This window comes from Wenyingzhuangia sp. IMCC45574 (assembly GCF_054182685.1).
In genome coordinates this window covers 1,942,642-1,958,028 of sequence record NZ_CM135169.1, presented here as the reverse complement: position 1 = coordinate 1,958,028, position 15,387 = coordinate 1,942,642, and the positions used below count along the sequence as shown (strand labels likewise).

Here is a 15,387-nt window from a genome sequence, read left to right as displayed (position 1 = left end):
GTTTAGTTTTGTTATTTAATTCTCTGATAACGAACAAAACTATAATCATATTCATTTCGTTCATCAGCAGAATAATTATCTCTGCTAATTTCTTGCCAAACTGTTAAGTCTATCTCAGGAAAATAAGTATCAGCACTAAAATTTCTATGAACCTCACATATATCAAGGCAATCAACTAATTTAATAGCTTCTTTATAGATTTGTGCCCCACCAACTACAAATGCATTGTCGTCATCTTTAGCTATTTCTAGTGCATTTTCTAAAGAATTTGTTGTTATACACCCTTCTGCTTGATAATTATTTCTAGAAACAATAATAGTAGTTCTGTTAGGTAAAGGTCTTCCTATAGATTCATAGGTATTACGTCCCATTATAATATGGTGACCAGAAGTTACGTTTTTAAATCGTTTTAAATCGGCAGGTAAATGCCATATAAGATCATTGTCTTTTCCTAGTTCGTTGTTTTTTCCAACCGCAGCAATAATTGTCGTCATCTCTTACTTTTAAATCCGACGCAAGATACTATGTTTTAGTAATGTATACCAGATGTAGGACAAATATCTTTTAATGAGTCATTTTATAATTAAAAATCATGTTTCTTTTTTTAACACGATCTAAAATGACCAAATACTCTTTCATCATTTGATCTAACTTAATACCACTACGCTTTTTAAAGTGGTAGTAGCTTTTAAAAAGTTTGTTGTTTCTAATGATATGATTAATAGTGGTGGGGAAGTCGTAACCGTAGTAGTAATTTTCACCATTCATTTGAGCAGGTACTTTTGCTTTTGGCAATCTAATAACTGCATTGTAACAAGATTCTAACAGCTTTTTATTTTGAGATTCAATTTTTACGGCAACCACTTTACCAGTATAGTCCACAATAAATTTTATATCCATTCTATGGTTAAAATCAATGTCCTCTACTCGGACTAAATTTAAATCCATATGATTGTATATGTATTCTGTTAAGTATTGATAGTTGCAATAATTTAAATTGTCGTAATTAAATTCATGCGTACATTTAATATATATAGGTGGAGTGTAGCCAACTGCAACAATATTACATCTTACTTCAGCTTTCTTCTCAATTTTTTGAATTACGATTAAGGTGTATTTGTAGTGAGAATCGAATTCTATAATTTCAACATAGCTAAAATCTAATTCTTCAAATCCTTTTTTTAGTTCAGAGTCTAACTCTTTAATGTTAGCGTTGGTTTCTACATTTACAGGTTCTTTGTTTCTGTTTAGATTAAAAGTAATGTGGATGTCTTTGGTTTCTTTACCAAACTTTATTTTTTTTAAGGTGCTAGGTGTAATATATTTCCTAAAATGATGTGTAATTCTATTGTTTAGTGTTGTAGATTCTTCTGTATTATTAATGATAATTGATTCGTATGTGTTGTATTTTTCAACACTATCATTTGTATAAATAGGGAACTTAGAGTTTAAAACAGAGTCTTTTATTTTTTCTGACGGTGTATTAGAGAAAGACGAATTAAATGCGATGTCTCTTTTACTCCTGCAAGAAGAAAGCGTAATTATAATAATAATGATATTTAAGATTGTTTTAAACATCCAATAATTGCTTTGTCTTTATATGTTGTAAATCAGTTGCTAAAGTTAAAAAAGCAAATGAGAATCTGCTTCATACATAAGTTTTATTTTTAGACAGATACTTTACCCTTAATTGTAGGGTGTGGGTTGTAGTCTAAAAGCGTAAAATCGTCAAAAGTGAAATCAAAAATATTTTTAATTTCTGGATTTATAACCATTTTAGGTAAAGCTTTAGGTTCTCTAGAAAGTTGTAAATCAATTTGTTCAAAGTGATTGTTGTAGATATGTGCATCTCCAAAAGTATGAACAAAATCCCCGGCCTCTAAACCTGTAACTTGTGCAATCATTAGGACTAATAAAGCATAAGAAGCAATGTTAAAAGGTACACCTAAAAAAGCATCTGCACTTCTTTGGTACAACTGACACGACAATTTACCATCTGCAACATAAAATTGGAAAAAAGCATGGCATGGAGGAAGTGCTGCTTTGTTGTTGGCTACATTCTCAGCAAAAGAAACAGTAGTATCTGGTAAAACACATGGATTCCAAGCAGAAATTAACATTCTTCTGCTGTTAGGATTTGTTTTAATCGTTTCTATTACTTCTTTTATTTGGTCAATGCCTTCGTTATTATAGTTTCTCCATTGTTGACCGTATACTGGGCCTAGGTCTCCGTTTTCGTCTGCCCAAGCATCCCATATTTTAACATTATTATCTTTAAGATACTGTATGTTGGTGTCTCCTTTTAAAAACCATAACAGTTCATGAATAATAGATTTTAAATGTAACTTTTTAGTGGTTACCATAGGGAAACCTTCAGACAAATCAAATCGCATTTGATATCCGAACACGCTTTTGGTACCTGTTCCTGTTCTGTCTCCCTTTTGCACACCGTTTTCTTTAATGTGCTTGATAAAATCTAAATATTGTTTCATGCCCCCGCATTTATATAGTTGCTGTAAAAATAGAAAAAAGTCAATAGCATAAGTATTGACTTTTTTCTATTTTATAAAAATTTGTTAACAGTTTATCTTTTGTTCAATTCGTCTCTAATCTGAGCGGCAGTTTCATAGTCTTCTTTGTCAATCGCTTGATTTAGTTTTTTCTCAAGTTCTTGTGTAGATAGATTTTGGTATTTAGAATTTGAGTTTTCTACAGGTACCTCGGTGTTTTGTAATAAGTCTACCAATTCTTCTTCTGCCAACTCGTCTTCTTCATCGTCCTCTATAAAATCTTCTTGTTTCAGAATAATTCCAGCCTTGTCAAGAATTTCTTGATAAGTATATATAGGAGTGTTAAACCTTATGGCTAAAGCAATAGCATCAGAAGTTCTAGCATCAAATACTTTTTCCTCACCATCTTTTTCGCATACCATGCTAGAGTAAAAAACACCGTCTATCAATTTATGAATAATTACTTGCTTGATGCTTACTTGATAAGATTCTGCAAATGTTTTAAATAAATCATGGGTTAAAGGTCTAGGAGGAACAATTTCACTTTCTAATGCAATTGCAATAGATTGAGCCTCAAAAGCACCAATAACTATGGGAAGGGTTTTTTCTCCGTCTACTTCATTTAATACCAAAGCATATGCTCCTGTTTGAGTTTGACTGTAAGAGATACCGCGAATGTCTAATTGAACTAAATTCATGCTTTAGTTTTACGTGTTAAGCATTTTCTGCTTTAAATGCTTTTAATTTTTCTATTAACTGTGGTACTACTTCAAAAGCATCACCTACAATACCATAGTCTGCTGCTTTAAAGAAAGGAGCTTCTGGATCTGTATTAATAACTACTTTTGTTTTAGAAGCGTTTACACCTGCTAAATGTTGAATTGCACCAGAAATAGCAATTGCGATATATAGATTAGAAGCTACAGGTTTTCCTGTTTGTCCTACGTGCTCTGCATGTGGTCTCCAACCTAAATCTGAAACAGGCTTAGAACATGCGGTAGCAGCACCTAAAACATCTGCCAATTCTTCTATCATGCTAAAGTTAGCAGCTTCTTTTAAACCACGTCCTCCAGAAACAACAATATCTGCATCGGCAATGGCAATTTTACCAGAGTTTTTGTCTACAGAGACAGAGCTAACAGTAGAGCTGACAATTTCAGAAGAAAATTCTTCAATGCTTGCTTCTGTTGGGTTTTCTACAATTCCAAAAGAATTTTTAGCCAATCCAATTACTTTCGTTTCCGATGTAATTACGGTGTTGCTAAATGCTTTTCCAGAGAAAGCTTTTCTTTTTACAGAGAAAGGCTCTAGGCTACTTGGAGTTGCTACAGCATTAGAAGCATAACCAGCTTTTAATTGTGCTGCAACCAACGGAGCAACACTGTTACCGCTTGCGTTGTTTCCTATAACCACTACATTACTTGCGTTTTCTGTAGCTGCATTCGCAACAACTGCTGCATATTGTTTTGCGTTAAAAGAAGATAAATCTGAGTTGCTAACAGTTAAAATTTTGTTAGCTCCATAAGTTTTTAATTCTTCTGCTTGTTGAGCATTAATAGTAATCGCCACTAATTCAGTGCTCATTTCATCTGCAATGGCTTTGGCATATGATACAGTTTCGAAAGTAGCTTTTTTAAAAACACCTTCGCTATTGTCTGCAAATACTAATACTGACATAAATATTTTTTTTAGAGCTCTAAGTAGTAATCTTTAGAGCATTAGAGTTCTTAAATAACTTTTGCTTCGTTGTGTAATAAATCAATTAATGCATCTATATTATCTGCAGCTACCATTTTACAAGCACCTTTTTCTGCAGGTTTTTCAAAGCTATTAATTTCTGTAGTTGCTGTTGCATCAAATGCAGGAACTACTGTTAGAGGTTTTTTACGAGCCATCATAATTCCTCTCATATTCGGAATTTTTAGGTCTTTTTCTTCTACCAATCCTTTTTGTCCGGCAATTACAATTGGTAAACTAGCTTTTAAATTCTCGGTTCCTCCATCAATTTCGGTAGCAGCGTTTACATCTGTACCTTCAATTTCTAGCCCTACACACGCATTTATACAATCTATGTCTAAGAAAGAAGCTAATAAACCAGGAACCATTGCACTATTATAGTCAATAGATTCCTTACCAGTTAAGATTAAATCGTAAGCACCTTGCTTGTAAATTTCTGCTAATTGCTGTGCAACAAAAAAACCATCGGTAGGTTTTGCATCTATTCTAATTGCCTGATCTGCACCAATGGCCAATGCTTTTCTTAGCGTAGCTTCTGTAGTAGCATCTCCAACATTTACAACAGTTACTTTTGCTCCTTGCTTTTCTTGAAACCAAATTGCTCTAGTCAATGCAAACTCATCGTATGGATTTATAACAAATTGTACTCCATTTGTTTCAAATTCTGTCGAATCGTTCGTGAAATTTATTTTAGATGTCGTGTCTGGGACATGACTTATACATACTAATATATTCATATTTAAAAGGTTATGAAGTTCTTTATCTTTAAAAATAAGTAAAAGCTAATGTAAATCAAATTTTACAAATAATTTATTTTAATATTAGAAAAGTTGGAAGCGTTTTTGTTACTTTTGTCAACAGTTTAGTTAAAATAAAATACATGAAAACAATACAGTTTAGAGAAGCCGTATGTGAGGCAATGAGCGAAGAAATGCGTGCTGACGAAAGCGTTTATTTAATTGGTGAAGAAGTTGCAGAATATAACGGTGCTTACAAAGCGTCTAAAGGTATGTTAGATGAGTTTGGTGAGAAACGTGTAATTGATGCTCCAATTGCCGAGTTAGGTTTTGGAGGAATTGCTGTGGGTTCTACGATGACAGGTAACAGACCTATTGTAGAGTACATGACATTTAACTTTGCTTTAGTGGGGATTGATCAGATTATTAACAATGCAGCAAAAATCAGACAAATGTCTGGTGGGCAATTTAAATGTCCAATTGTGTTTAGAGGACCTACTGCATCTGCAGGTCAGTTAGGAGCTACACACTCTCAGGCTTTTGAAAACTGGTTTGCTAACACTCCAGGGTTAAAAGTAGTTGTACCATCTAACCCTTACGATGCTAAAGGATTGTTAAAAGCTGCTATTAGAGATGACGATCCAGTTATCTTTATGGAGTCTGAGCAAATGTATGGTGATAAAGGTGAAGTTCCAGAAGGAGAATATATTATTCCTTTAGGTGTTGCCGATATTAAAAGAAAAGGAACAGACGTAACAGTAGTTTCTTTTGGTAAGATTATTAAAGAAGCTTACAAGGCTGCTGATGCATTAGAGAAAGAAGGAATTTCTGTAGAAGTTATAGACTTACGTACAGTACGTCCTATGGATACAAATGCAATTTTAGAGTCTGTTAAGAAAACAAATAGATTGGTAATTTTAGAAGAGGCTTGGCCATTTGGTTCTGTTGCTACTGAGATTGCTTATAGAGTACAAGAGCAGGCATTTGATCATTTAGATGCTCCTATCCAAAGAATTAACACTGCGGATACTCCAGCTGCTTACTCTCCTGTATTAATGGAAGAGTGGTTGCCAAATGCTCAAGATGTGATTGATGCAGTAAAAGCTACTTTATACGTTAAATAATTTTAAACGTTTAAAGTTATATTAGATATAATCAATTCCTTTCTTATTTTTGAGAAAGGAATTTTTTTATGCTTTCTATTGCATAGAAAGCTTTCAGTTTTAGAAAAAAATAATTAATCAATAAAAGAAAAATGGCATTAAAAGTTTTTGGACACAGATCACCAGATACAGATGCAACAGCATCAGCAATAGTATGGTCTTGGTATTTAAATCAACAAGGAATTGAGGCTACTCCTTATGTTTTAGGGACTCCTAATACAGAAGCGTTGTATGTTTTAGAGCATTGGGGATTTAAAGTGCCAGAGGTTTTAACTTCTGTTTCTGCTGAAGATGAAGTAGTAATTGTTGATACCAACAACCCTAGTGAGTTGTTTGAGAATATTAACGAAACAAGTATTGTTCAAATTATAGATCACCACAAATTGGTTGGAGGATTAGAAACTGCTGCTCCAATAGATATTACTATTAAACCATTAGCTTCTACAGCTTCTGTTATGTATTTAATGATGGGAGTAGACGAGGTTGCTGACTTGCCAAACGAAATTGCTGGTTTAATGTTGTCTTGTATTATTTCGGACACATTAGAGTTCCGTAGTCCTACTACTACAGATGATGACAAAGCGATGGCAGAACACTTAGCTCATAAGTTAGAGTTGGATATTAATGAGTATGCTACAAAAATGTTTGAAGCAAAGTCTGATATTTCTGCTTTCTCTGATGAAGAGTTGATTAAAATGGATAGTAAAATTTACGAAGCTAGTGGGAATAAATACAGAGTTTCTGTATTAGAGACTACAGCTCCAAATGTAGTTTTAGAAAGAAAAGATTCTATAATAGCTTCTATGGATACTGTTAAAGCAGCTGAAGGATTGGATGAGGTTTTATTGTTTGTAATTGATATTTTAAGCGAATCTGCTACATTTTTTGTTCCTAACGATGCGGTAAAAGAGGTGGCTGAGTCTAAGTTTAACGCAACTGTAGAGAGTGACTTAGTAGTGTTGCCAGGAATCGTATCTCGTAAGAAACAAATTATTCCGGTGCTTTAGTATTTAGGTTTTATAAATAAGATTTTAGATAAAAAAAACTCATCAATGTAAATATTGATGAGTTTTTGCTTTTATGGAGTTTTTTAAAACAATCCGTGTATTTGGGCATCTATTTTATCGATAACAGCTCCTAGGTCTTCTGGGTTGTCCAAGTAGTTTAAATCGTCTACTTCTATAATTAATTTTTTACCTTTATTATAGGTGCTCATCCAAGCTTCGTAACGTTCGTTTAATCTGCTTAAATAATCTATGTTGATAGAACTTTCGTACTCACGTCCTCTTTTGTGAATTTGACCCACCAATGTTTTAATATCTGCTCGTAAGTAGATTAACAAATCAGGAGGAGTAACTAAATTCTCCATCAGCTCAAACAACTTATTGTAGTTAGAAAAATCACGATTGGTTAACAGTCCCATTGCATGTAGGTTAGGAGCAAATATTTTAGCATCTTCGTATATAGTTCTATCCTGAATGATGTCCTTTCCGCTTTGTTGAATTTTTAAAATTTGTTCAAAACGACTGTTTAAGAAATATACTTGTAGGTTAAAAGACCAACGTTCCATTTCGTTGTAGAAGTCGTCTAAGTATGGGTTGTCGTCTACACTTTCAAAGTGAGCATCCCATTTGTAGTGTTTCGCTAATAGTTTGGTTAGCGTGGTTTTACCTGCTCCAATGTTTCCCGCAATGGCTATGTGCATGTCTTTTAGTTTAGAGCTTAAAAATAGTTATTTTTTAGAGATACTCATACGGTAAATAGTCTTGTTGCTAAAAAAATAGCAATGGTCGTTAATAACTTCAAAAGACTCCGCTTTTTGGGGAAGGGTTATGGTGGGGCTATGGTTTTTAAAAATAGTTTTGTCTTTGTAATAAAATGTAGCGTGTAAAGAAATAGGTAGTAAAAACTCTTTTGTCTTTTGTGTTTTGGTTTTACGAGCTAAGAAATTATAGGTGTCTAAATTTCCGTTGTTATTTAGAATAAAAGCATTGTTTAAGTCGGCTTTTAAGTTTTTAACATTGCGTATGTTGGGGAGAGAATTTACTTCTGTTTTGTTGGTTTTAATATGGTATAGGCTTAAGGTTGTGTTTAGGTTGTTATACATCCAAATTTTATCTTTTCCGGCATTGGCTATTAGGTCTATACCAATAGGGATGGTAAATTCAGACAGATAGTTTAGTACGTTGTCTAGTAGCACAACTTTATTAAAGTGTTTGTAATAAACCAAAATTTGTAAAGGATTGCTAATATCTACAATGTCTGGAGCTCCGTAGTTTATGTTTTGGTAATTGTTCTCTATGTTACTTTTGTAGAGCGTGTTTTCTTTTAGGTAATAGTAATTTTCAAAAACATCTACTCCTATAAATTGATTTACATTGTTGTGTAGTAGTGTTTGGCTATAGCTGCTTAATGTAAGTATAAAAAGGAATTTCCATAGTTTCATGGTTTAAAGATAAGTGAAATAAAAAAGCATAGAAAGTAAATTCTATGCTTTTGAATGTTATGAAAAAAGAGTTTCTTAAATTTTAAAAGCCTCTTTAACCTTATCAACGTAATCTAACTTTTCCCAAGTAAACGTTTCCACTTCAATTTCTTTGGTACCTTCGTACATAGAGTTAAAAACAACTGTTTTTACTTCAGGAGTACGTCCCATGTGTCCGTAGGCAGCAGTTTCAGAATAAATAGGGTTTCTTAATTTCAACCTACGCTCAATAGCAATTGGTCTCATGTCAAAAATAGAAGAAACAATTTCTGCAATTTGACCGTCGGTTACATCTACTTTGCTAGTTCCGTAGGTGTTTACAAAAATCCCCATAGGTTCTACTACACCAATTGCATAAGAAACTTGTACTAAAATTTCTGTAGCAACACCAGCAGCTACCAAGTTTTTAGCAATATGACGAGTTGCATAAGCTGCAGAACGGTCTACTTTACTAGGGTCTTTTCCAGAGAAAGCACCACCACCGTGAGCTCCTTTACCACCATAAGTATCTACAATAATTTTACGTCCTGTTAAGCCAGCATCTCCATGAGGTCCACCAATTACAAACTTTCCAGTTGGGTTAATGTGAAATTTAATATCATCACCAAATAAAGCTTGAATTTCTGCATTGAATGTCGCTTTTACACGAGGAATTAAAATGTTAATGATGTCCTCTTTAATTTTAGCCAACATTGCTTCGTCTTCATCAAAATCATCGTGTTGTGTAGAAACTACAATGGCATCAATTCTTTCAGGTTGGTTATCATCTGAATATTGTAAGGTTACCTGAGCCTTAGCATCTGGACGTAAGTAAGTAATGTCTTTCATTTCTCTACGCAATGCTGCTAACTCTTTTAACAAACGGTGAGAAATCTCTAAAGCCAAGGGCATAAAGTTTTCTGTTTCGTTGGTTGCGTATCCAAACATCATTCCTTGGTCTCCTGCTCCTTGCTCTTCTTTAGTCTCTCTATCTACTCCCTGACTAATGTCTTGAGATTGTTCGTGGATAGCAGATAATACTCCACAAGAATTTCCATCAAATTGATATTCTCCTTTGGTGTATCCAATTTTATTGATCGTATCACGAGCAATTTTTTGAACATCTAAATAAGCTTTAGATTTTACTTCTCCTGCTAAAACAACCTGTCCTGTAGTAACTAATGTTTCACAAGCTACTTTAGAATCCACATCATAAGCTAAGAAATGGTCAATTAATGCATCCGAAATTTGGTCTGCAATTTTATCTGGATGTCCTTCTGAAACAGACTCCGATGTAAATAAATACGACATTCGATTTATCTTTTTTTGTTATAAAATCAGTTTTGCTGGTTGCAGTAGTCGCAATAAAGAGTAGTGAATTACTGCTTTAGCGATTTTTGTTTATACAATATTGTTAATTGCGCATTGTCAATTGTATATTGTAGAAGAGGTTGCAATCAGTCAAATTTATCCTCTCTTTGGTCGGGCAAAATTATAAAAAAGAAATGGATTGAAAACTAAAATTGGTTTTTTCTTTTGAAACATTATAAATAAGCTGTGCAAGAAACGTTATTATTTCTTAGATTTGGGTAGCTAGAAACTATTAAAAGAATTTATAATGAGCGATCAACAATTTGAAACAGCTGCATTGCATGCAGGTCATGATGTTAGTAATACGCAAGGAACCAGAGCGGTACCTATTTATCAAACTTCGTCTTATGTGTTTAACAATACAGAACACGCGGCAAATTTATTTGCTTTAAAAGAGTTAGGTTTTATCTACACAAGATTAAACAATCCAACCAATCAGATTCTACAAGAGCGTTTGGCTGCGGTAGAAGGAGGAATTGGAGCAGTGGTTTTTGCATCTGGAACAGCAGCTATTGCAACAGGATTAATGACTTTGTTAAAGGCTGGAGATCATATTGTTGCCTCTAGTAGTTTGTATGGAGGTACTTACAACTTATTAAATGTTACTTTACCTAGATTGGGAATTACAACTACGTTTGTAGATGCAACTAATCCTGAAAGTTTTAAAGAGGCAGTGCAAGATAACACAAGAGCCTTTTTTGTAGAGTCTTTGGGGAATCCAAAGTTAGATGTATTAGATCTAGAGGCTATTGCTGCACAAGCACAAGCGGCAGAGGTTCCTTTTATTGTAGATAATACAGTTGCTTCTCCAGCCTTGTTAAATCCTATTAAACATGGGGCAAACTTGGTAATTCACTCTTTAACAAAATATATTGGCGGACAAGGGAACTCTTTAGGAGGTGCTATTGTTGATGCCGGAACTTTTAATTGGGCAAACGGTAAGTTCCCTGAATTTACTGAGCCATCTGCCGGATACCATGGATTGGTATATCATGAGGCATTAGGGGCTGCAGCCTTTACTTTTAAATTAATTTTAGAAGGGTTGCGTGATTTTGGTGGAGCGTTAAGTCCAACAAATGCATTTAATATCATTCAGGGATTAGAAACCTTACCTGTTAGAATGAAACAGCACAGTGCAAATGCATTAGAGTTGGCTACTTGGTTAGAGGGTAGAGATGAGGTTGCTTGGGTAAACTATCCAGGATTAGAAAGTAGCAAATACAATGCTTTGGCAAATAAATACTTGCCTAAGGGGCAAAGTGGATTGGTTACGTTTGGATTAAAAGGAGGTTTTGAAGCTGCTAAAACAGTTACAGATGCAACCAAGATTTTCTCGTTATTGGCAAATATTGGAGATACAAAATCATTAATCATCCATCCATCTAGTACCACACATCAACAGTTAACAGAAGAAGAGCAAGCTGCAGCAGGTGTTGGTGCCGATTTGATTCGTTTGTCTGTAGGATTGGAAAATGTAGAAGATTTAAAAACTGATTTAGAACAAGCGTTTAGCGAATTGTAAATTGACGTAATAAAGATACAAAAGCCACTCTTTTTAGAGTGGCTTTTTTGTGTTTAGACGGGATAGAGATAAATATAACAGCGAACTATAAAAACTAAAAACTATTTTTATATCTTTGCTGCCAGCTCATTATGTACTGAAGTAAGTTATCAAGAAAGGTAGAGGGATTAGACCCGTTGAAGCCTTAGCAACCCTTTGCCTGCAAAGAAGGTGCTACGTTCTACCAACAAAGTTGGATAGATAACCAAGGAGCAATTCTCTATAAAATTCCCTACGATAACTTTACGGATAGAAACAACTTTCTTTTTAAGAAAGCAGGGTGAGTTATAAATTTTTGAAACATTGAATAAAAGTTTACAACATAAAACCTTAAAAGATTACACTACATTAGTAGGTGTGCACTATTCAAGCTTGGAACTATCGTACCAAGTTTTTGGACAGCCATTGCATACGGCTCCTATTGTATTGGTAAATCATGCATTGACTGGAAATTCAGATGTTGCAGGGGAATATACAGGTTGGTGGAAAGGGATTATATCTCCTGGAAATTTAGTAGATACAGATAAATACACTATTGTTTGTATTGATATTCCAGGGAATGGTTACGATCAAAAACCAGAAAATTTAATAGATGATGTAAAGAGCTTTACTGCTAGAGACATTGCTAAATTATTTGGTTTGTTATTAGACGAATTAGGTATTACTAAGGTACATGCTATTTTAGCTGGGTCTTTGGGAGGTGGTATTGCTTGGGAAATGGCGGTGTTGTTTCCAAATTTGGCAGAGTATTTAATTCCGATAGCAACAGATTGGAAAGCTACCGATTGGATTTTGGCACATAACAAAACCCAAGAACAAATATTGCTGAATTCTAAAAAACCAGTGCACGATGCTCGTATGATGGCAATGTTGTTTTACAGAACAGCTGCTTCTTTTAAACAAAAGTTTAACAGAACTCAAAACGATGCATTGGGGATTGCAAATGTAGAAAGCTGGTTGTTGCACCATGGTCATAAATTAGAAAATAGATTTGAACTAAAGGCTTATAAAATGGTAAATCATTTGTTAAGTACTTTAGATATTACCGAAGGAAGAGGTACTTTTGATGAGGTTGCCAAAACGATCAAAGCAAAAATTATACAGATAGGAATTGATTCTGATTTCTTTTTTGTGCCCGAAGAAAATAGGGAAACATATAAAGTCTTAAAATCTGTAGGGATTGAATCTGTATATAAAGAAATTACTTCTATCCATGGACACGATGGTTTCTTGGTAGAAGATAATCAGTTAAAAGAATTGTTAAAAGAAGTTTTTTAATAATAGTAAGGATTCTACATCTCGACTCCGCTCGATGACCATCAATCAGAGAAGGTGTTCGAGCGGAGTAGAGAACAAATATTTAAAAAAAATGAAAGTATTAAAGTTTGGAGGAAAATCACTGGAGAATGGAGAAGGAATCCAAAGTGTAATTTCTATTCTTTTGGATAAAATAAAACAACAAGAAAAAATTGTTGTGGTAGTTGCTGCTCGTGGTACTGCTACAAATGATTTGTTTGAGTTGTTAGAAAAAGCAAAAAAGGGAGATGATTACCAAAGTGCTTTTGTTGCTTTTAAAGAATATCAGGTTGCTCCATTACCAAGTATAGATTTTTCTGAAGAGTTTTCTTTCTTAGAGAGAATTTTTGAGGGAGTACATCTATTAGGAGATTACAGTCCAAAAATTAAGGACTTGGTTATTTCTTATGGAGAGTTGTTGTCTGGGAAGTTGGTAAGTGCTTTATTAGAACAAAATAAAACGCAAGCCAAATATGTAGATTCTAGAGAGTTGTTTAAAACAGATCAATTTTTTGGAAAAGCGGAGTTGTTAGAAGACATTACCAAATCTACGGTTAAAGGATTTTTTAAGAAGATAGATTTATCAAAAGAAATTCCTGTAGTTACAGGTTTTGTTGGAGAGAGTTTGGATGGAGAAACAACATCAACAGGGAATAACGGGAGTAATTATTCTGCGGCTTTATTGGCAGGATATTTAAATGCAGAGGAGTTAGAAAATTATACCACTTTGGTAGAAGGTATTTTTACTGCCAATCCAGATTGGGTAGCAGGTGCACAAGAAATTAACCACCTGTCTTATCAAGAAGCAAATGAATTGGCAAATTTGCCAGAGAATGTGTTAGATGCTAAGGCAATTATTCCATTGGTAAATCAAAATATTTCTTTGCGAATTAAAAATACTTTTGATCCACAAGGAGAAGGGACTGTTATCAATCATCAACAAAATAACAAAAAGGGAATTAAAGCCATTTCTGTACAAGAGAATGTTGCTTTGTTAAGCTTAGAAGGTAGAGGATTGTTTGGAAAAGCAGGGATTGATGCACGTATTTTTACGGCATTAGGAAATCAGAATATTAGTGTTGGTATAATCTCTCAAGCATCATCGGAAAGAGGGATTAGTTTTACGGTAGACGAAAAAGATGCGCACAAAGCTAAAGCTGCGTTAGGAGAGGAGTTTAATTTAGACTTCCATACCCAAGACATCAATAATATTTCAATAAAAAGAGGAGTAGCAGTAGTTTCTGTTTTAGGGAATTCTTTGAGTTCGTTTAAAACGTCGTATACTGCACTAGTAAATAATAACATCCATCCGTTAATTATTAATAATACGGTTACAGGAAATAATGTTTGTTTAGTGATAGAGAATAACGATTTAAGAAAAGCCGTGAATGTAATGCATGGTGAGATTTTTGGAATTGCCAAAAAAATTAATATTGCAGTATTTGGAGTTGGTTTGGTAGGAGGTACCTTAATCAAACAAATTTTAGAAAGTAGAGCTGCTATTTTAAAGCGTAAAAGAATAGATTTAAATGTGTTTGCTGTAGCAAATTCTAAAAGTGTTTATTTTAATGCTGATGGTGTTACAGATACTTGGAAAGAAGATATTGAAGAAAAAGGAGTTTCTTACAGATCTATAGAAGAGATTGTGGCTTTTGCCAAAGAACATCATTTAGGGAATTTAATAGCGGTTGATAATTCTGCGAGTGCAGGTATGACCGAAAATTACATTCCATTGATTGAAAATGGTTTTAATTTAGTGTCTTCTAATAAAATTGGAAATACCAAGTCTTTAGGTTTTTATAATGATTTAAGAGTTGCGTTGTTGCAGAATGGAAAACAATACTTATACGAAACAAATGTTGGAGCTGGGTTGCCTTTAATTGATACTATTAAGTTGTTACATGCTTCAGGAGAAAATATTACTAGAATTAAAGGGGTGTTTTCAGGAACATTGAGTTATTTATTCAATAATTTTTCTGCAGAAGATGTGTCTTTTAGTCAAGTATTAAAAGAAGCAGCAGACCAAGGGTTTACAGAACCAGATCCTAGAGAAGATTTAAATGGGAACGATGTTGGACGTAAGTTGTTGATTTTAGCTCGTGAATTAGATTTGCAAAATGAGTTTGAAGATGTGCAGATTCACAATTTAATTCCTACACATTTAAGAGATGGAGATACTGCAACTTTCTTGAATAGTTTAGGAGATTTAGATCCAATTTATAAAGAGGTAAAAGAAAAGCAAGAGGCAAATCATGTATTAAGATATATAGGAGATTTACATGGAGATTTGTCTTCGGATAAAGGAATTTTAGAAGTAAAATTAGTTTCTGTACCTAGCGACTCGGCTTTAGGTCAGGTAAAAGGAGCAGATTCTATTTTTGAAATATATACAGAGTCTTACGGAGCACAACCTATAGTTATCCAAGGAGCAGGAGCAGGAGCAGAGGTAACTGCAAGAGGGGTGTTTGGAGATATAATGAGATTGACAGACCTTGAGTTGTAAACTCAAGATGCTATATGCCTTAAGCGATAAGCTATAGGCAGTGAA

14 protein-coding genes and 1 riboswitch are annotated in these 15,387 nt (G+C 34.0%); of the genes, 5 read left to right on the top strand and 9 right to left on the bottom strand.

Annotation, left to right across the window (positions count from 1 at the left end; translation table 11 throughout):
- Positions 1-11: 11 nt before the first annotated feature.
- The 6 genes from ACXHHC_RS08345 to ACXHHC_RS08320 form a co-directional block, all read right to left on the bottom strand.
- Positions 12-494, bottom strand: a complete 483-nt coding sequence (locus ACXHHC_RS08345) for a dihydrofolate reductase (RefSeq protein WP_458229174.1) — start codon at positions 492-494, stop codon at positions 12-14.
- Positions 495-564: 70 nt separating this feature from the next.
- Positions 565-1,578, bottom strand: coding sequence for a hypothetical protein (locus tag ACXHHC_RS08340; protein ID WP_458229173.1), 1,014 nt, complete (start codon positions 1,576-1,578; stop codon positions 565-567).
- A gap of 89 nt (positions 1,579-1,667) precedes the next feature.
- Positions 1,668-2,492 carry a thymidylate synthase gene (locus ACXHHC_RS08335; RefSeq protein ID WP_458229172.1) on the bottom strand — a complete coding sequence of 275 codons (825 nt, stop codon included), beginning with the start codon at positions 2,490-2,492 and terminating at the stop codon, positions 1,668-1,670.
- A 92-nt stretch (positions 2,493-2,584) separates the two neighbouring features.
- Positions 2,585-3,208 (bottom strand): bifunctional nuclease domain-containing protein, encoded by a 624-nt coding sequence (locus tag ACXHHC_RS08330; RefSeq protein WP_458229171.1) that lies wholly within the window; start codon positions 3,206-3,208, stop codon positions 2,585-2,587.
- 16 nt (positions 3,209-3,224) lie between these two features.
- Complete coding sequence (locus tag ACXHHC_RS08325) at positions 3,225-4,187, bottom strand: electron transfer flavoprotein subunit alpha/FixB family protein (RefSeq protein ID WP_458229170.1); 963 nt, start codon at positions 4,185-4,187, stop codon at positions 3,225-3,227.
- Between the two features lie 50 nt (positions 4,188-4,237).
- Positions 4,238-4,984, bottom strand: coding sequence for an electron transfer flavoprotein subunit beta/FixA family protein (locus ACXHHC_RS08320; protein ID WP_458229169.1), 747 nt, complete (start codon positions 4,982-4,984; stop codon positions 4,238-4,240).
- Positions 4,985-5,127: 143 nt separating this feature from the next.
- On the opposite strand from ACXHHC_RS08320, the gene ACXHHC_RS08315 reads away from it, so the two are divergent.
- Positions 5,128-6,108 carry a pyruvate dehydrogenase complex E1 component subunit beta gene (locus tag ACXHHC_RS08315; RefSeq protein ID WP_458229168.1) on the top strand — a complete coding sequence of 327 codons (981 nt, stop codon included), beginning with the start codon at positions 5,128-5,130 and terminating at the stop codon, positions 6,106-6,108.
- Between the two features lie 131 nt (positions 6,109-6,239).
- Entirely contained in the window at positions 6,240-7,154 is a 915-nt protein-coding gene (locus ACXHHC_RS08310; protein WP_458229167.1) for a manganese-dependent inorganic pyrophosphatase, read from the top strand.
- A gap of 83 nt (positions 7,155-7,237) precedes the next feature.
- Here ACXHHC_RS08310 and ACXHHC_RS08305 read toward each other — a convergent pair whose 3' ends face one another.
- The 3 genes from ACXHHC_RS08305 to metK all read right to left on the bottom strand — a co-directional run bounded on the left by ACXHHC_RS08305 (position 7,238) and on the right by metK (position 9,922).
- Positions 7,238-7,852: a deoxynucleoside kinase gene (locus ACXHHC_RS08305; protein ID WP_458229166.1), complete on the bottom strand. Its 615-nt coding sequence runs from the start codon at positions 7,850-7,852 to the stop codon at positions 7,238-7,240.
- A 27-nt stretch (positions 7,853-7,879) separates the two neighbouring features.
- Positions 7,880-8,593, bottom strand: a complete 714-nt coding sequence (locus tag ACXHHC_RS08300; RefSeq protein WP_458229165.1) for a hypothetical protein — start codon at positions 8,591-8,593, stop codon at positions 7,880-7,882.
- A gap of 75 nt (positions 8,594-8,668) precedes the next feature.
- The gene (gene metK, locus ACXHHC_RS08295) at positions 8,669-9,922 is read right to left on the bottom strand and encodes a methionine adenosyltransferase (RefSeq protein ID WP_458229164.1); all 1,254 of its coding nucleotides are present in this window, start codon (positions 9,920-9,922) and stop codon (positions 8,669-8,671) included.
- Positions 9,923-10,229: 307 nt separating this feature from the next.
- Here metK and ACXHHC_RS08290 point away from each other — a divergent pair, with 307 nt between their 5' ends.
- The 3 genes from ACXHHC_RS08290 to thrA all read left to right on the top strand — a co-directional run bounded on the left by ACXHHC_RS08290 (position 10,230) and on the right by thrA (position 15,342).
- On the top strand, positions 10,230-11,504 hold the full coding sequence (locus tag ACXHHC_RS08290) for an O-acetylhomoserine aminocarboxypropyltransferase/cysteine synthase family protein (RefSeq protein WP_458229163.1): 1,275 nt from the start codon (positions 10,230-10,232) through the stop codon (positions 11,502-11,504).
- A 143-nt stretch (positions 11,505-11,647) separates the two neighbouring features.
- Positions 11,648-11,751: riboswitch (SAM riboswitch) on the top strand.
- A gap of 95 nt (positions 11,752-11,846) precedes the next feature.
- On the top strand, positions 11,847-12,821 hold the full coding sequence (locus ACXHHC_RS08285) for an alpha/beta fold hydrolase (RefSeq protein ID WP_458229162.1): 975 nt from the start codon (positions 11,847-11,849) through the stop codon (positions 12,819-12,821).
- A 91-nt stretch (positions 12,822-12,912) separates the two neighbouring features.
- A complete protein-coding gene (thrA, locus tag ACXHHC_RS08280; protein WP_458229161.1) occupies positions 12,913-15,342 on the top strand; it encodes a bifunctional aspartate kinase/homoserine dehydrogenase I in 2,430 nt (809 codons plus the stop codon).
- The last annotated feature ends 45 nt before the right edge of the window (positions 15,343-15,387 follow it).